Source organism: Streptomyces sp. NPDC017991 (genome assembly GCF_044328075.1).
Taxonomy (GTDB): domain Bacteria; phylum Actinomycetota; class Actinomycetes; order Streptomycetales; family Streptomycetaceae; genus Streptomyces.
In genome coordinates this window covers 215,026-231,479 of record NZ_JBIRGP010000006.1, presented here as the reverse complement: position 1 = coordinate 231,479, position 16,454 = coordinate 215,026, and the positions used below count along the sequence as shown (strand labels likewise).

Below are 16,454 nucleotides of genomic sequence, written 5' to 3'. Positions count from 1 at the left end.
CTGCGGTCAGCTAACGCCCTCGGAAACACCACGTCAACACTTTGTTGAAAAATCCAGGTAACGAAGGCGCTCTCCGCCCGGCCGCCGCGATCCCGACCCAGGCGCCTTCTCCCAGCTCAGTCACCCTTCTCCCAGCTCAGGCGTCCTTCTCGCGGTTGAGGTAGTTGTAAACGGTGAACCGTGAGACGCCCAGCGCTCCCGCCACGGTCTCCACGCCGTGCCGTACGGAGAAGGCCCCGCGCGCCTCAAGTATCCGTACGACCTCCTGCTTGGCCTTGCGGTCCAGCTCCGCGAGGGGCTTGCCGCGCTTGCGCTCCAGGGCGGCCAGGATGTGGTCCAGCGAGTCGGCGAGCTGCGGCAGGCGGACGGCCACGACGTCCACGCCCTCCCAGGAGAGCACCACGTCGTCGGGTCCGGCCTGGTCGGCGGGGAGCATCTCGGCGCCCATGGCGTCGACCAGCGGCTTGACGGCCGACACGAAGGGGCCGTCCGCGGACCGGGTCACCGGCCCTCCTCCCCGATCACGTTGAGCTGCAACGAGACCCGGGTGGCGCCCGCGTCCAGGGCCTTGCGCAACAGCGCGTCGACCGCGGTGAGCACCGAATCCGCCCCGCCCTCGGCGGTGTTGCCGAACGGGCCGACGTCGACCGAGTCCAGTTCGGCCGCCTCGATGACCTCGCGGGCGACCAGCGCGTGCGGCGGCGCCTCGTCGAGGTCGAAGGGTTCGGTGGTGAACTCCACTCGCAAGCGCACTGTGCCCCCATGGCATCGCGTCGGTCCGTGTCTGCGACGGCCCAGGCCCGGCCGACCAGAAGGCGACCCTAGCCCACCCGGGATCCGCCTCCCGGCCGCCGAACGGGACCCGGACCTCGGCCCGGACACCCGCGCTTTTCCCGCCGGCCCCCCTTGACAAGGTTCCGCCACGAAGGCAGCCTTTCCATCAAGCAGAAATAAACTTCCGCAATACGGAACTTGTACTGCAGGCCCAGCCACCCGGCCCCACTCGCCACGGAAGGGAGCGCCGACCCATATGCCCGGTTTCTCGATGGATGCAGCCGCAGAGCAGCGCTTCAACGTCAACCTGTCGATCCTCTTCACCGAGCTGCCGCTCCTGGAGCGCCCCGCGGCCGCCGCCGCGGCGGGCTTCACCGCGGTCGAGCTCTGGTGGCCGTGGACCGACACCCCCACCCCCGGTCGGGCGGAGCTCGACGCCCTGAAGAAGGCGATCGAGGACGCGGGCATACAGCTCACGGGCCTCAACTTCTACGCCGGGCAGCTGCCGGGCCCGGACCGGGGCGCGCTGTCGGTTCCGGGCCGGGAGTCCGAGCGGTTCCGCGCGAACATCGACGTGGCCGCGGACTTCGCACGGTCACTGGGCTGCACGGCCCTCAACGCCCTGTACGGCAACCGCGTCGAGGGCGTCGACCCGGCCGAGCAGGACGAACTGGCCCTGGAGAACCTCGTACTGGCGGCCCGCGCGGCGGACCGCGTCGGTGCGGTCCTGCTGATCGAGACGCTCAACAAGCCGGAGTCGCCGCTCTATCCGCTGGTGAGCGCCGAGGCCGGGATCGCCGTCGTCGACAGGGTGAACGAGGCGACGGGACTGGGCAACGCCAGGTTCCTGATGGACCTCTACCACCTGTCCATGAACGGCGAGGACCTGCCGTCGGTGATCGAGCGGTACGCCGCCAGGACCGGCCATGTCCAGATCGCCGACAACCCGGGCCGTGGCGCGCCCGGCACCGGCACGCTCCCGCTGGCGGAGCTGCTCGGCCTGCTGCGCAAGCAGGGGTACGAGGGCTGGGTCGGTCTGGAGTACAAGCCGGGTGACCGGCCGAGCGCCGACTCCTTCGACTGGCTCCCCCGCGGGGCCCGCGCCGCCCGCGTCACCCGATGAGCGGCAACTCCCTTACACAGCCGAGCAGTTGACGTAGCACAGCGTGCAGAGAGGCACCCTCACCATGAGCAACCTTGCCGACAGTTCCCACGCGTCCCGGCCGACGATCGCCTGGATCGGCCTCGGCATCATGGGCTCCCCCATGTCGGAGAACCTGATCAAGGCCGGGTACGACGTCACCGGGTTCACCCTGGAGCAGGACAAGCTGGACCGGCTGACCGCCGCGGGCGGCACCGCGGCCGGCTCGATAGCCGAGGCCGTACGGGACGCCGACGTCGTGATCACGATGGTGCCCGCCTCCCCGCAGGTCGAGGCCATCGCGTACGGGCCCGACGGCATCCTGGAGAACGCGCGGTCCGGCGCCCTCCTGATCGACATGTCCTCCATCACCCCGCAGACCTCCGTGGACCTGGCCGAGGCGGCGAAGGACAAGGGCATCCGGGTCCTGGACGCCCCGGTGTCCGGCGGCGAGGCGGGCGCGGTCGAGGCCGTGCTGTCCATCATGGTCGGCGGCGAGCAGGCCGACTTCAACCAGGCCGAGCCGATCTTCGAAGCGCTCGGCAGGACCGTCGTGCTGTGCGGTCCGCACGGCGCCGGCCAGACCGTGAAGGCCGCGAACCAGCTGATCGTCGCCGTGAACATCCAGGCGTGCGCCGAGGCCGTGGTCTTCCTGGAGAAGTCGGGCGTCGACCTGAAGGCGGCCCTGGACGTGCTGAACGGCGGCCTCGCCGGTTCGACCGTACTGACCCGCAAGAAGGACAACTTCCTGAACCGCGACTTCAAGCCGGGCTTCCGGATCGACCTGCACCACAAGGACATGGGCATCGTCACGGACGCCGCCCGCAACGTCGGTGCCGCGCTGCCCGTCGGCGCCGTGGTCGCCCAGCTCGTCGCCTCCCTGCGCACACAGGGCGACGGCGGCCTGGACCACTCCGCGCTGCTGCGCGCGGTGGAGCGCCTCTCCGGCGCGCGGGTCTGACCGCCCGCCCCCACAGACCCGGGCGGCGCCGGCGCTGACACCTGTCCTGTCGCGCCCAAGCGGCGGCGCCGCCCGGCACCAACAACTCCTGAGCTGCGCCTGGAGTCTGACGGGAGGTCATGCCCCGGGCGCATCGCCCGCGAGGACCGTGGACCCGGATGAGGGGTAGTCCACGGAACGAGCGGGCAGGGCGAGGGCCGCGGCGGTGTGCACGCCAGTGCGGTGGTGAAGGTCCCGGTGCCTCCCTCTCGACATGAGGGAAGGGAAGCCCCGGTACCGTCACACCGCCGCGGTCCCGGCCGAGAACCGGATTCCGGCCGAGAGCCGAAGCCCGACTACGAGCCGAAGCCCGGCTGCGAGCCGAGGCCCACGAGCGTCGAGGCCGAAGAGCGAGCGCCGAGTACGGACGGTCCCGTACTCGGCGCTCTTCGGCGTCCGCACATATGCCCGCGGCAGTACGTCTGTGGGCGTACGGCGGCTACGGCACCCTCAAATCAACCTCTGAACATGGCCCTTGAGGCTTCAACTCACCGTGCTGTTGGGCACATTCTCAGCACATGGGGCCCGCCGGCACGGGGGCGGCGGGCCCCCCTGGGAAGTACACCGCGGGCTGGTCCTGAAACGGGGGTGGGACGCATGGGCAGTCGGTTGAGGTGTCGGCACGAGCCGTACGCGGCGCAGTCGCGGGGCGGGCCACCTGCCGCGATGACGTCCGCCCCACCCGACGCGCCACTCGGGGGGTACGGGGGGGGGAAGTGCGGGGCGGAGTACGGGGGAAAGCACGGGGGCGCCGGGTTCGGCTCGGGTCGCGGCGGGGGCGGCCGGTACTGAGCACGGCGCGAGGCCCCGTCCTGATGACTCAGGACGGGGCCTCGGCTTGTCGGGGTCGGTCAGACCTTGAGGGTCCTGATGGAGGTCGGCGCGTGGCCCGGCTCGGTCGCGATCTCCTCGAACTCCACGACATTGCCGATGTCGTTGGTCGTGGACATCGAGATGTTGGTGACGCGCTCCAGGATCGCCTCGACGACCACCGGGACCTGGAACTCGGCGGCCAGCTTCTTCGCCTGCTCGAAGGCGGCGCCCAGCTCGCTCGGGTCGGTCACCCGGATCGCCTTGCAGCCGAGCCCCTCGACGACCTTGACGTGGTCGACCCCGTACACACCCAGCTCGGGCGAGTTGATGTTCTCGAACTCCAGATTGACCTGGAAGTCGATGTCGAACCCCCGCTGGGCCTGCCGGATGAGGCCCAGGTAGGCGTTGTTGACGAGCACATGGACGTACGGGATCCGGTGCTGTGCCCCGACGGCCAGTTCCTCGATCATGAACTGGAAGTCGTAGTCGCCGGAGAGCGCGACCACCTGTGCCCCGGGATCGGCCTTGGCGACGCCGAGCGCGGCCGGAACGGTCCAGCCGAGGGGGCCCGCCTGGCCGCAGTTGATCCAGTGCCGGGGTCGGTAGACATGCAGCATCTGCGCGCCGGCGATCTGGGAGAGGCCGATGGTGGTGACGTACCGCGTCTCCGGGCCGAAGGCCTTGTTCATCTCCTCGTAGACCCGCTGCGGCTTGATGGGGATGTCGTCGAAGTGCGTACGCCGCTGAAGGGACGCCTTCTTCTCCTGGGCGGCCTGGGCCCACGCGGACCGGTCCGGCAGCCGGCCCTCGGCCTTCAACTCCCCCGCCACCGCCACGAACAGCTCCAGCGCGGCCTTCGCGTCGGACGCGATGCCGAAGTCCGGGGCGAAGATCTTGCCGATCTGGGTGGGCTCGATGTCGACGTGCACGAACGTGCGTCCGGCCGTGTAGACGTCCAGTTTTCCGGTGTGGCGGTTGGCCCAGCGGTTGCCGATGCCGAGGACGAAGTCGGACTCCAGGAAGGTCGCGTTGCCGTAGCGGTGCGAGGTCTGCAGGCCCACCATGCCGGCGTTCAGCTCATGGTCGTCGGGGAGGGTGCCCCAGCCCATGAGGGTGGGGACCACCGGAACGCCGGTCAACTCGGCGAATTCCACGAGGAGTTCGGAGGCGTCGGCGTTGATGACGCCGCCGCCCGCGACGATCAGCGGCCGCTCGGACTCGTTCAGCAGCGCGATCGCCTTCTCGACCTGGGCGCGGGTCGCGGCGGGCTTGTAGACCGGCAGCGGCTCGTACGTCTCCGGGTCGAACTCGATCTCCGTGAGCTGGACGTCGATGGGCAGGTCGATGAGGACCGGGCCCGGCCGGGCCGAGCGCATCAGATGGAACGCCTGCTGGAAGACGCCCGGGACCTGGGCGGCCTCCAGCACGGTGACCGCCATCTTGGCGACCGGCCTGGCGATCGACGCGATGTCCACGGCCTGGAAGTCCTCCTTGTGGATCACGGCGGTCGGGGCCTGTCCCGTGACGCACAGGATCGGGATGGAGTCGCCGGTCGCGGAGTACAGACCGGTGATCATGTCGGTGCCGGCGGGTCCTGACGTCCCGATGCACACGCCGATGTTGCCGGGCGCGGTGCGGGTGTACCCCTCCGCCATGTGGGAGGCGCCCTCGACATGGCGGGCCAGGGTGTGGCCGATACCGCCGGATGCCTTGAGCGCCGCGTAGAAGGGGTTGATCGCCGCGCCCGGGACACCGAACGCGTTGGTGACGCCCTCGCGCTTGAGGATTTCGACTGCCGCGCGGGCAGCGGTCATACGGGCCATTGCGTACTCCTGCTTCGGCTGCCGGATTCGGGCTCCCGTCGCGCCCCGCGGAGAGCTTCAAATTCCGTATTACGGAAACTAACTTCTACTATCTGGAAACAATGTAGGTGGGAGCCCGGAGGGCGTCAAGAGCGGGAGGCAGGGCCGCGGGCGCGCCGAATCGCGGGGCGTCCGATCGATTCCCTGCCGGAGGACGGCGTTCCGGAGGACGATGGAGGAGCAGCCCCCCTGCGGTTCGGTGTCACATGTTCTGGGGAGAGTCATGGCCGAGAGCGTGCCGGTGACGTGTCCGGCCTGTCGGCGCGAGCATGTCTATGCGGCGCCGACGTATCCGTGCGCGTGCGGTGCGCCGGTCACTCCCGCGCTGGACTCGCGGGCGGTCCCCGAGTCCGTCACCCACCACACCTGGGACGAGGGCTGGGTGACGATCCCCTGTGCGACCTGCGGGCGCGCGGACCAGTGGCCGCGACCGGAACTCGGCTGCCCGTGCGGGACGGTGCTGCGGGTACCGGTGGCCGGGCCCGGGGCCGGGCCCGGGGCCGGGGCCGCCCACCACGGTCCCGCTACGCCCGACCGGACCGGGACCGGCCCCGCCGCCACGGGCCTCGGTACGCCCGGCCCCGGTACGCCCGGTCCCACCGAGGCCGGACGTGGCGGGACAGGGCCCGGCGGAACCGGCGCGTGTCCGTGCGTCGACGCCGAAGCACACGCCTGCGGCACCGACGACGATGACGGCCCGGACGGCTCGCACGGCCCGCTCGGCCCGGATGGCCCGGACGGCCCGCTCGGCCTGGTCGGCCATGACGGCCCGGATGGCTTAGTCGGTCCGGGCCGCTCGGATGGCTTGGTCGCTCCGGCCGGCTCGGGCGGCCCGGATGGCTCGGGCGGCCCGGATGGCTCGGACAGCCTTGTCGGTCCGGGCGGACCGGACGGCTCGGTCGGTCCAGCCAGCTGGGGCAGTTCGGATGGCCCAGACACCCCTGTCGGCCCGGGCGGTTCGGACGGCTTGGACGGTCCGGGCAGCTCGGGCCGCACTGTCGGCCCGGGCGGCTCAGGTCGTTCGGGCGGGTCGGGCCGCTCGGACGGCGGTGGCGTTGAGGGGTCCGACAGCGCCTCGCCGCCGACAGCCGGCCCCGAAGGGGCGGGGCGCCGTCCGGCGAAGCCTCGGGCACGGCGTCTCCCCGCCGCCGTCTCGCTCCCCCTCCCCCGTACCGAACCGGCGCCCCGCCCCGCGTTCCAGCCGGTGACCATCCGTACCGCCCGGGACGCCGTGACCGCCGCCGCGCTGTATCTGCGCTGGCTCGGCTACCGGGACATCCGGCGGGCCGACCAGCGGCCACCCTCCGGCATAGGGCTCGCGGCCCGCGGAATGGTCGCCCAGGTGGACCCGACCGTGCGCCCGGCCTCCCTCCGGGACGTGGAGTGCCTGTGGCTGACGGCGATGACGGAGTCGTCCGGCTGCGTCTACTTCTCGCTGGCCGGTTACGAGAAGGACGCCCGCGCCCGCGCCGACTCACTGGGCGTCCCCCTGTTCGTACTGGATCTCACCGGCACCCCGCAGCCGGCGAACAGCCTCGCCGACGATCTCGTCGCGACCGGCGCGTGATCGCCTCAACTCGGCAAAGCAGTCGCATACTTGACCCCATGACCGTCAGAGCGGCCACTTCCGCCGACCTCCCGCTGCTCCAGGACATCGAACGTGCCGCGGGCGAACCCTTCCGTATCTTCGGCATGCCGGAGATCGCCGACGACGAACCGCCCGCGCTCGACGTCCTGGAACGCTTCCGCAAGGCGGGCCACGCCTGGGTCGCCGAGGACGCCAGGGGGCGGCTCGTCGCCTACCTGATCGGTGAGCCCCTGGACGGCGCCTTCCACATCGAGCAGGTCTCCGTCCACCCGGACGCCGCGCACCAGGGGGTGGGCCGGACCCTGATCGCGTACGCCGCCGAGCGCGCGCTGGAGCAGGGGCTGACCGGACTCACGCTGACCACGTTCTCCGAGGTCCCGTGGAACGCGCCCTACTACGAGCGGCTCGGCTTCCGTGTCCTGCCGGAGGCCGACCTCACCCCGGGCCTGCGGAGAGTCCGCGCCGGGGAGGCCGAGCAGGGCCTCGACCGCCGGCCCCGGGTGTGCATGTATCTGCCGATGGAGCAGCCCGGGCGGCACGTCTAGGGCGTGCGGTGGTGGATGTCGGAGCCCTCGTCCATCTCCGGGGCGTCCGGCGTCTCCGGGGCGTCCGGCGTCTCCGGGACACCGCTGGGTCCTGGTGGCCGGGCCGCCACCACGTCCGCCGGCGGCCCGGTGGCGAGCTGCGCCTGGAGCCTCAGGTGGCGGAACTCGAATCCCGCCCCCGACTGGCGCAGCACGCCCCGCTGGTGTGCCTCGTCCAGGAACGCCATCAGCCGCCACGGCAGCTGCCCGGTCACCGCCAGCCAGCCGCGCGCGACCAGGAAGCGGCCCCAGGCGCTCAACGCCAGGGCCGCCGTACCCAGCGGCAGCCACAGCTGCGTCCCCAGGTGCACCAGGCCGCCCCAGTCACCGGGCGTCGCCACGACGGGCACACAGACACAGGCCACGAGCAGGGCCACCATCCCGCCCCGGGTCAGGGACGCGGTCCGGTCGGTGCGCAGCGAGAGGCCGGGACTCGCCGCGCGCATCAGGTCGGACGGCACGCTCAGCGCCCGGTAGACCCCGCACACACAGCCGCCCACCACTCCGATGAGCAGCCCCGCGACCAGGACCGGCGGCAGATCGCGGGCCAGTACGCCCGCCGCCGGCCCCTGGGTCAGCCAGTCCCGGCCCTCCTCCGGCAGGACCGACCGCAGGTTCGTCGGGTGGACCGCTGTCGTGGACGGCCCGGCGCCCGGGGTGATGCGCGCGACCACGTCGCCGCCCCGCGACTCGAAGACCGTCCGCCGTGACACGAAGTCCACGCACCGGCGCCGAGGCAGCAGCGGCATCGTGCAGTTCGGCGGCCGGGCCGTCCCGGCGAAGGCCACCGGGCGCGCGCCGTCCCCGGGCAGCAGCAGACCGCCCCGCAGGGTCCGTTCCGTGACGGCGCTGCGCACTCCCGCCCGCTCGGAGAAGTACCAGCCGTCGATCTCCCGGTCCGTCAGGTCCGCCGCCGTACGGGACTTGAGCGCGGTCACGCCCACCGCCGCGAATCCTCCCGCCGTGCAGGAGGCCATCCCGATCAGCATCGCCGCGGCGGTTCCCCTGACCGTGCCCGGCACGAACCGGCGCGCGATCCGCCCGGCACGCGGGGTGTGCGCCCCGTCCTGGCCGCCCCGGTGCGTGCCGCTCGCCGTCAGGGCCGTGCCCGCCGCCGCGCAGGTGGTGCCGAGCAGCACGGTCCACGGGTTGCCCTCCCGGCCCAGCAGGGCCACGCCCGCCGTGACCGTCCCGCCCACCGCCAGCGCGGCCCCGCCCAGCCGGGCCGCCGTCCGGCTCATGACCCCGCTCCAGGGCAGTCCGAGCGGGGTCGGGCGGCGGGTGAGTCCCGCGATGCCGAGGAACAGGGTGAACAACTGCGAGAACAGGAATCCGCCGAACAGATCCGGCATCCAGCCGTCGGTGACCCCGCCGAAGCGGAACCCGAAGCGCAGATCGTCGAAGTACGCGAACCCGGCCCACATCAAGGCGCTCACCCCGGTGGTGACGAGCGCCTGGTGCCGCCGGAAGCGCCGGTGCGTGCGGCGCCGCTCCGGACCTCGCCAGTCCGGGCCCGGCCGGTCCGGACCGCGCCGGTCTCTGCCGTGCCACCCGGCCGGCAGCAGGTAGCGGACGCCGAACGCGAACCCCAGGGTCTGGCCGATGAGCAGGGCGACCAGGGACAGCACGTCCTCAAGTCTTGCCAGATCGCCGACCGCACGGACGAGGGTCACCGGCAGCAGCAGTATGGACAGCACGGCGAGAGCCAGCAGGCCCGGCGCGTACAGCGCGAGGGTCCGCGGCACCAGCGACTCCAGCTCCCACCAGGCCAGCCGGCCCGTGCCACGGCGGTGCAGGCCCCGGGCCAGCACGGTCAGCCGGCGCGTGGCGTCGGCGGCGGCCCTCGGTCCGGCGTCCGCGAACGCCGCCGGTACGAACGCCTCCAGGAGGTGCCCCTCCACCGCCGCCACCGTGGGAAAGCGCCGTGCGTCGAGCAGCGGCGCGGGGTCGCGGGAGGTGTCCCCGTGGACCGTGCGGGCCAGGGCGACCATCAGCGGTGTGGTGAGCGCCTTCGTCAGCGGCAGGTCGGGGCACTCCGCCAGTTTCCGCAGCACCGGTGTCCACACGGTGTGCGGAACGCCGTCCGCCGTCGCGCCCAACGGCCGCGCCGAGCGTTCCAGATACGCCCCGGCCCGTACGAGGTCCAGGGGCCGCAGCTCCACCACCTCGGCCCCGGTGAGTACGTCGCCCTCGTCCACCGCGGCGGCCCAGGCGTCACCCCTGCTGGTCAGCATCAGCGGTGCGCCCGGGTCGAGTTCGGCGTTGATCCGGCGTACGGCCATCGCGCGGGCGGGGCGGGGCAGTTCGTCGAAACCGTCGAGGACCGGTGCCACCAGGCCCGTGTCGACCAGGACGCGTGCCAGGGTGCGCCGGTCGTCCGCCTGCGCGGCCAGCGGCCGGTAGTCGGCGGCGAGCCGGGCCGCGAGCCAGTCGCGCAGCGGTGAGCGCAGGGGGTCCCACGAGGCGAGCGGGAAGATCACCGGGACCGGTCCGCCCTCCTGGCGGGCCGCGAGGCGGTCGAGGACGTACCGCATCGCCAGCACGCTCTTGCCCGATCCGGGCTCGCCCAGGACCACGACGCGCCGGTCCGGCGGCGCGGCGGCCGGATCAGGGGCGGCCGGATCCGCGGTGACCGGCTCTGCCGTGACCGGATCCGCGGTGCCGGTGTCGCCGCCCGCACGCGGGTGCGGCAGCACGGTGCCGGGCGGGATGTTGTACGGATGGTCGGCCAGGCGGCGGTCCGCGAGGGTCCAGTCCACCTCCAGCGGCGCCGGGTCCTGGAGGCGCCGCAGCCGCGCCTCGGCCGCCCACTGTTCCCGTACGGCCTCGGCGAGCGCCTCGACGGCCCGGCGCCGGTGTGCCCCGTCGCCGTCCGGGCGCGGGGTGGTGTCGCCGCGCAGTACGTCGGCCATCAGCGCCGCGACCGACATGAAGGCGCCGAGCGCCGTCAGCAGGACGCCGGCGGTGGCGGAGTCCTGCCACCAGAAGCGCAGGATCGCGGCCAGTGCCGCGAGTGCCACCGCGCACACGGCGAACCACAGGCGTCTGCGCGCCTGCGCGCTGTGCCATCCGACTCGCATCCCACCACTCCCCCGCCGAACCTGCGGTCGCGCGACCGCCGAAGTGACCCGTTGTAGTCCTCATCGCGTCGACAAACCGGCTGTTCGAGACACGTGTGAGTGAGCGCGTGGGGGTGTTCGGGGGGCGGGTGGAAGCGCGAGGCACCCTCCGGTGCAGGGGTCACGGGCATAGGCGGGGGGCATGGGCCCGCGTGTGGCTGAGCGTGATGGTCGGCCTGGGCCGTTTCCTCATTGCTCGACAGCGCGGCCGATGAGTTTGCCGCTCCCGGCCGGTCCAAGCTTGTGACACCCGAGGAAAGGACAGCGCCATGTCGGAGCTTCTCGTCGACTTCATCACCTCCCTCGACGGCTGTGCGTCGGGACAGGGGTGGCCCGGGTTCTGGGGTCTGGAGGGCCCGGAGTACCTCGCGTGGCTCGGCGAACAGCCCGAGGTCACCTACCTGATGGGAGCGAACACCTACCGCCTGATGTCGGGCTTCGCCGCGGGCGAGGTCCCGACCGGCCAGGACGAGTTCAGGCCCGAGGAGGAGGCATCCGTCGACGAGCTCACGCAAGCGCCCAAGGTGGTGTTCTCCTCCTCGCTCAAGGAGCCACTGGCGTGGGCCAACTCCACGCTCGTCCGCGACGACGCCGTCGAGGCGGTCCGCGCCCTGAAGTCGAACGGCTCGGGGCTCCTCAGCACGATCGGCAGCCTCAGCCTGTGCCGGTCCCTGCTGCGAGCCGGACTCGTCGACCGCTTCCGGGTCGTGATGTTCCCGGTGATCACCGGGGCCACGGGCGAGGAACGCATCTACGACAGCTATCCGGACGTTGCCCTGGAGATGACCGAGCACCGCACCTTCGACGGCCGCATCCAGCTGGTCGAGTACAAGCCCCACGTACTCGCGCACCCACCGCTCGGCGCCCCTGCGTGAGGTCGCCCCACCCGCCGGTCCGGACGGCCACCGGGCCGGCGCCGACGGGCACGGAGCAAGACCTTGGTAGGGGGTGAACGGCCGACGTCAGGACGCCCGGCCCACCCGGCCCCGAACCGTCGCGGGTCAGCCCCCGTACACGCTCCCAGGGAGTGCGGGTTCGCCGCGGCCGAGCGCGCAGTTCCCCGCGCCCCTTCGGGGGCCCTAGCTCGGTCGGCCGTACTGCTCGCGGAGTTCGATCTTGCGTACCTTTCCCGAGACCGTCATCGGGAAGGACTCCATGACGCGCAGGTGGCTGGGTGCCTTGTAATGGGCCAGTCGGTTCTCGCAGAAGGAGCGCAGTTCCGCCAGTGTCGGCGGGTCGTCGGGGTCGCGGGGGATGACGCAGGCGAGCACCTCCTCGCCGTACCGCTCGTGGGCCACGCCGACCACCTGTACGTCGGCGATCTTCGGGTGCGCGTACAGGAACTCCTCGATCTCGCGCGGGTAGATGTTCTCGCCGCCCCGGATGATCATGTCCTTGATCCGGCCGACGATCCGCACGTATCCGTCGTCGAGCATCGACGCGAGGTCGCCGGTGTGCATCCACCGCCCGGCGTCGACGGCCTCGGCGGTCTTCCCGGGCTCGTCCCAGTAGCCCAGCATCACGCTGTACCCCCGGGTGCACAGCTCGCCCGAGGAGCCGCGCGGCAGCGTCACCCCGGTCGCCGGGTCGACCACCTTGACCTCGATGTGCGGCAGGACGCGCCCGACCGTCCCGGTGCGGTGCTCCAGGTCGTCGTCGCGGCGCGTCTGGAGGGACACGGGCGAGGTCTCGGTCATGCCGTAACAGATGGACACCTCCGCCATGTGCATCTCGGCGACCACCCGTTTCATCACCTCGACCGGGCAGGGCGAGCCCGCCATGATGCCGGTCCGCAGGGAGGAGAGGTCGTACTCCGCGAAGTCCGGGAGGTTCAGCTCCGCGATGAACATCGTCGGTACGCCGTACAGCGAGGTGCAGTGCTCCTCCTGCACCGCCCGGAGCGTCGACGCGGGTTCGAAGGAGGGCGCGGGGATGACGATGCAGGCACCGTGCGAAGTGGCGGCGATGTTGCCCATCACCATGCCGAAGCAGTGGTAGAACGGCACCGGTACGCAGATGCGGTCCCGCTCGGTGTAGGCGATCGACTCGCCCACGAAATAGCCGTTGTTGAGGATGTTGTGGTGGGAGAGGGTCGCACCCTTGGGGAACCCGGTCGTACCCGACGTGTACTGGATGTTGATCGGGTCGTCGCAGGACAACTCGCCTGCGACCACCGCGAGTTGGGCGTGCAGTTCCGGCGTGGCGCGGTCCAGCAGCGCGTCCCAGGTCGCGTCGCCGACGTACACCGTCTCCCGCAAATCCGGGCATCCGCCGCGTACTTGGCCGACCATCGCCCGGTAGTCGCTCGCCTTGTGACCGAGGGAGGCGAAGAGCAGTGAGATGCCTGCCTGCTTGAGGACGTACTCGACCTCGTGGGTGCGGTACGCCGGGTTGATGTTCACCATGACCGCGCCGATGCGGGCGGTGGCGTACTGGACGAGCACCCACTCGGGGCAGTTGACCGCCCAGATGCCCACCCGGTCCCCCCTGGCGACGCCGCTCGCGAGGAGCGCGCACGCCAGCCGATCGACGTCCGCGGCGAAGCGGGCGTACGTCCAGCGCCGCCCCGAGGGCAGGTCGACGAGCACCTCTCGGTCCGGCCAACGGCCCACCGCCCGTTCGAGGTTGGCCCCGATCGTGTCCCCCAGCAGGCCGGTGCCGCTCACCCCGTGCGCGTACGACAGCTCGGTGCGCGTCCGATCGGTCACCGATTCGGTCACCGATTCTGCCATCGGATCGGTCATCGGATCGGTCATCGGAAGTCCTCCTCTCGGTACTCGGCCTCTGAACCCGCCGCCGTGGCCTCGCGCAGCTCGATGCGCCGGATCTTCCCGGACACGGTCTTGGGCAGCTCGCCGAACTCCAGCCTGCGGATGCGCTTGTACGGGGCGAGGACCGTGCGCGAGTGCTCGAAGAGCACCTTCGCGGTGTCGGGTCCCGGCTCCCAGCCCTCCGCCGGCACGATGTACGCCATCGGGACCGCGAGCCGCAGTTCGTCCGGCGCCGGCACGACGGCGGCCTCCGCGACCGCCTCGTGCTCCAGGAGCGCGCTCTCCAGCTCGAAGGGGCTGATCTTGTAGTCGCTGGCCTTGAAGACGTCGTCGCTCCGGCCCACGTAGGTGACGTACCCCTCGGCGTCGCGCGAGCCGATGTCACCGGTGCGGTAGTAGCCGTCCGCCATCGCCTCGGCCGTGCGGTCCGGGTCGCCGTGGTAGCCGGTCATCACGCCCACGGGCCGCACGGACAGGTCGAGCGCGATCTCGCCCTCCGTCGCGCCCGGGGCGCCCGTCACCGGATCGAGCAGTTCGACGCGGTAGCCGGGGCTCGGCCGTCCCATCGACCCCGTCTTCAGCGGCTGACCGGGGCTGTTGGACACCTGGACGGCCGTCTCGGTCTGCCCGAAGCCGTCCCTGATCGTGACCCCCCAGGCCCTGCGCACCTGCTCGATGACCTCGGGATTGAGTGGTTCACCGGCGGCGACGACCTCGCGCGGGGGCGTACGCAGCCGGCTCAGGTCGGCCTGGATGAGCATGCGCCACACGGTGGGCGGCGCGCAGAACGTCGTCACCCCGACCCGGTCGATCTCCGCCATCAGCCGGCCCGCGTCGAAGCGCGTGTAGTGGTGGATGAAGACGGTCGCCTCCGCGTTCCAGGGGGCGAAGAGGTTCGACCAGGCATGCTTGGCCCAGCCGGGCGAGGCGATGTTCAGATGCACGTCACCGGGCTTGAGGCCGATCCAGTACATGGTCGCCAGGTGGCCGACGGGGTACGAGACATGGGTGTGCTCGACGAGTTTGGGGCGGGCGGTGGTGCCCGAGGTGAAGTAGAGCATCAGCGGGTCGTCGGCCCGGGTGGGGCCGTCCGGCGTGAAGGGCTCGAAGTCCCGGTCCCGGACGTCCTCGTAGGTGTGCCAGCCCGCGCGTTCACCCCCGCCGGCTGCCGCCGCCCCGGCCGTCCCCACCGCGATACGTGTGTAGCCGCCGGGCACCTCGTCGAACTTGGCCGTGTCCTCGGCGCGCACGACGACGTGCCCAACCCGCCCCCGTTCGACGCGGTCGCGCAGGTCGGCCGGGCCCAGCAGGGGTGTGGCGGGGATGACCACGGCGCGCAGTTTCATCGCGGCCAGCGCGGTCTCCCACAGCTCGGCCTGGTTGCCGAGCATGACCAGGATGCGGTCACCGGCGCGGACGCCCTTCTCGCGCAGCCATCCCGCGGCCCGGTCGGAGCGGCGGGACAGCTCGGCGAAGGACAGCTTCGTCTCCCGGCCGTCCTCCTCGACGATGTGCAGGGCGGTCCGGTCGTTGCCGGCCGCGATGACGTCGAACCAGTCGAGTGCCCAGTTGAAGTACTCCGGACGGGGCCAGGAGAAGCCCTCGTAGGCCGTGGTGTAGTCCCCGCGGTGCGCCAGCAGGAAGTCCCGCGCCGCGCGGAAGCTCTCCGTGGGCGTGGGGTGGGCCGGCGTCGTCGGCGGCGTCGTCATCTGTCCTCCTCGGTCCCGGACCATTGCCGGGCGGCTCTCCCCCATCGTGTAATCCGTGATGCGGGTCTCACTACCCCCGGACGGGGGGTGCGTGACGGCGAAGGGACGAGCACGTGGCAACTGGCGGCGCCGAGGCGGTGGAGATGCGCGGCGCGCTGATGCGGCTGCGGCGGGAGACGGGGCTGGCCGTCGCCTTCGGCGGGCTGGTCGAACCGGGCCGCGCGCAGGTCCGTATCAGCGAGCTGAACGGCACGACGACGGCCGCCCTGAGCGCGCTCGCGGTGTCCTCGGGCAATGGTCTGGGCGGCAAGGCGGTGGCTCTCGTCCGGCCGTGCGCCGTGACGGACTACTCGTCGTCCCGGCGGATCAGCCACGAGTACGACGTCGCGGTCGCCGCGGAGGGGCTGCGCTCCGTCCTCGCGGTGCCCGTCGTCGTACGCCGCCGGGTGCGCGGGGTCCTGTACGGCGCCCTGCGCTCGGCCCATCCCCTGGGCGACCGCACGCTGTCCGCGGCGGTGGAGGCGGCCCGGGACGTGGAGCAGTCACTGGCCGTACGGGACGAGGCGTACGGTCTGCTGGCGGCGGCGCGGGGGCCGGGGGCGCCCGGGGGGTCGGAGAGGCACCCAGGGGCGCACGGGGCGGAAGGTGCGGTCTGGGAGCGGCTCCGGGAGGCGCACGGTGCGCTGCGTGCGCTGGCTCCGCGCGTCATGGACCCGGCGCTGCGGGCCGAACTCCTCTCGGTCTGCGAGACGCTGGCGGCCTCGCCGGGACCGGCGCGGTCGGCCGGGCCGGCACAGCCGCCGGGATCGGTCCAGCCGCCGGGATCGTTCCAGTCGGCGAGATCGTTCCATGCGGCGGGGCAGGTCCGGCTCACCCCGCGTGAGCTGGACGTTCTCAGTTGTGTGGCCGTCGGCAGGACCAACGCGGGGGCCGGGGAGCGGCTCGGGCTGCGCGCGGAGACGGTGAAGGCGTACCTGCGGTCGGCGATGCGCAAGCTGGGGGCCCATACGCGGCTGGAGGCCGTGGTGGCGGCGCGGCGGGCGGGGCTGCTGCCGTGAAGGTCCGTACCTCTCCGCGTGTTTCCTACATGTGC

12 protein-coding genes are annotated in these 16,454 nt (G+C 72.1%); 6 read left to right on the top strand and 6 right to left on the bottom strand.

What is annotated here, in order from left to right; all coding sequences use genetic code 11:
• Positions 1 to 136: 136 nt before the first annotated feature.
• Positions 137 to 448, bottom strand: a complete 312-nt coding sequence (locus tag ACH4DZ_RS19850) for a helix-turn-helix domain-containing protein (protein WP_199854727.1) — start codon at positions 446 to 448, stop codon at positions 137 to 139.
• A 53-nt stretch (positions 449 to 501) separates the two neighbouring features.
• Complete coding sequence (locus ACH4DZ_RS19845) at positions 502 to 753, bottom strand: hypothetical protein (protein WP_384815879.1); 252 nt, start codon at positions 751 to 753, stop codon at positions 502 to 504.
• 277 nt (positions 754 to 1,030) lie between these two features.
• On the opposite strand from ACH4DZ_RS19845, the gene ACH4DZ_RS19840 reads away from it, so the two are divergent.
• Positions 1,031 to 1,897: a TIM barrel protein gene (locus ACH4DZ_RS19840; RefSeq protein ID WP_398288488.1), complete on the top strand. Its 867-nt coding sequence runs from the start codon at positions 1,031 to 1,033 to the stop codon at positions 1,895 to 1,897.
• A gap of 64 nt (positions 1,898 to 1,961) precedes the next feature.
• On the top strand, positions 1,962 to 2,876 hold the full coding sequence (locus ACH4DZ_RS19835) for a 2-hydroxy-3-oxopropionate reductase (RefSeq protein WP_398288487.1): 915 nt from the start codon (positions 1,962 to 1,964) through the stop codon (positions 2,874 to 2,876).
• Between the two features lie 890 nt (positions 2,877 to 3,766).
• On the opposite strand, the gene gcl is transcribed toward ACH4DZ_RS19835, so the two are convergent.
• The gene (gene gcl / locus ACH4DZ_RS19830; protein ID WP_398288486.1) at positions 3,767 to 5,551 is read right to left on the bottom strand and encodes a glyoxylate carboligase; all 1,785 of its coding nucleotides are present in this window, start codon (positions 5,549 to 5,551) and stop codon (positions 3,767 to 3,769) included.
• Positions 5,552 to 6,557: 1,006 nt separating this feature from the next.
• Here gcl and ACH4DZ_RS19825 point away from each other — a divergent pair.
• The gene (locus tag ACH4DZ_RS19825; protein ID WP_398288741.1) at positions 6,558 to 7,157 is read left to right on the top strand and encodes a hypothetical protein; all 600 of its coding nucleotides are present in this window, start codon (positions 6,558 to 6,560) and stop codon (positions 7,155 to 7,157) included.
• 38 nt (positions 7,158 to 7,195) lie between these two features.
• Positions 7,196 to 7,723, top strand: a complete 528-nt coding sequence (locus ACH4DZ_RS19820; RefSeq protein ID WP_398288484.1) for a GNAT family N-acetyltransferase — start codon at positions 7,196 to 7,198, stop codon at positions 7,721 to 7,723.
• Here ACH4DZ_RS19820 and ACH4DZ_RS19815 read toward each other — a convergent pair.
• Positions 7,720 to 10,842, bottom strand: coding sequence for an NACHT domain-containing protein (locus ACH4DZ_RS19815; protein ID WP_398288483.1), 3,123 nt, complete (start codon positions 10,840 to 10,842; stop codon positions 7,720 to 7,722). The two genes, ACH4DZ_RS19820 and ACH4DZ_RS19815, sit on opposite strands and share 4 nt — an antisense overlap.
• Before the next feature lie 308 nt (positions 10,843 to 11,150).
• On the opposite strand from ACH4DZ_RS19815, the gene ACH4DZ_RS19810 reads away from it, so the two are divergent.
• Positions 11,151 to 11,756: a dihydrofolate reductase family protein gene (locus ACH4DZ_RS19810; protein ID WP_398288482.1), complete on the top strand. Its 606-nt coding sequence runs from the start codon at positions 11,151 to 11,153 to the stop codon at positions 11,754 to 11,756.
• 204 nt (positions 11,757 to 11,960) lie between these two features.
• On the opposite strand, the gene ACH4DZ_RS19805 is transcribed toward ACH4DZ_RS19810, so the two are convergent.
• Together ACH4DZ_RS19805 and ACH4DZ_RS19800 are read right to left on the bottom strand one after the other, a co-directional pair.
• A complete protein-coding gene (locus ACH4DZ_RS19805; protein WP_398288740.1) occupies positions 11,961 to 13,613 on the bottom strand; it encodes an AMP-binding protein in 1,653 nt (550 codons plus the stop codon).
• Between the two features lie 20 nt (positions 13,614 to 13,633).
• Positions 13,634 to 15,361, bottom strand: coding sequence for an AMP-binding protein (locus ACH4DZ_RS19800; RefSeq protein ID WP_398288481.1), 1,728 nt, complete (start codon positions 15,359 to 15,361; stop codon positions 13,634 to 13,636).
• 113 nt (positions 15,362 to 15,474) lie between these two features.
• On the opposite strand from ACH4DZ_RS19800, the gene ACH4DZ_RS19795 reads away from it, so the two are divergent.
• Positions 15,475 to 16,419: a response regulator transcription factor gene (locus ACH4DZ_RS19795; RefSeq protein ID WP_398288480.1), complete on the top strand. Its 945-nt coding sequence runs from the start codon at positions 15,475 to 15,477 to the stop codon at positions 16,417 to 16,419.
• The last annotated feature ends 35 nt before the right edge of the window (positions 16,420 to 16,454 follow it).

Bases quoted from the DNA above. Each gene is read 5' to 3' on its own strand.
- ACH4DZ_RS19850 (WP_199854727.1), bottom strand. From the start codon at position 448: ATGGGCGCCGAGATGCTCCCCGCCGACCAGGCCGGACCCGACGACGTG.
- ACH4DZ_RS19800 (WP_398288481.1), bottom strand. From the start codon at position 15,361: ATGACGACGCCGCCGACGACGCCGGCCCACCCCACGCCCACGGAGAGC.
- ACH4DZ_RS19810 (WP_398288482.1), top strand. From the start codon at position 11,151: ATGTCGGAGCTTCTCGTCGACTTCATCACCTCCCTCGACGGCTGTGCG.
- ACH4DZ_RS19835 (WP_398288487.1), top strand. From the start codon at position 1,962: ATGAGCAACCTTGCCGACAGTTCCCACGCGTCCCGGCCGACGATCGCC.
- ACH4DZ_RS19815 (WP_398288483.1), bottom strand. From the start codon at position 10,842: ATGCGAGTCGGATGGCACAGCGCGCAGGCGCGCAGACGCCTGTGGTTC.
- gcl (WP_398288486.1), bottom strand. From the start codon at position 5,551: ATGGCCCGTATGACCGCTGCCCGCGCGGCAGTCGAAATCCTCAAGCGC.
- ACH4DZ_RS19820 (WP_398288484.1), top strand. From the start codon at position 7,196: ATGACCGTCAGAGCGGCCACTTCCGCCGACCTCCCGCTGCTCCAGGAC.
- ACH4DZ_RS19805 (WP_398288740.1), bottom strand. From the start codon at position 13,613: ATGGCAGAATCGGTGACCGAATCGGTGACCGATCGGACGCGCACCGAG.
- ACH4DZ_RS19840 (WP_398288488.1), top strand. From the start codon at position 1,031: ATGCCCGGTTTCTCGATGGATGCAGCCGCAGAGCAGCGCTTCAACGTC.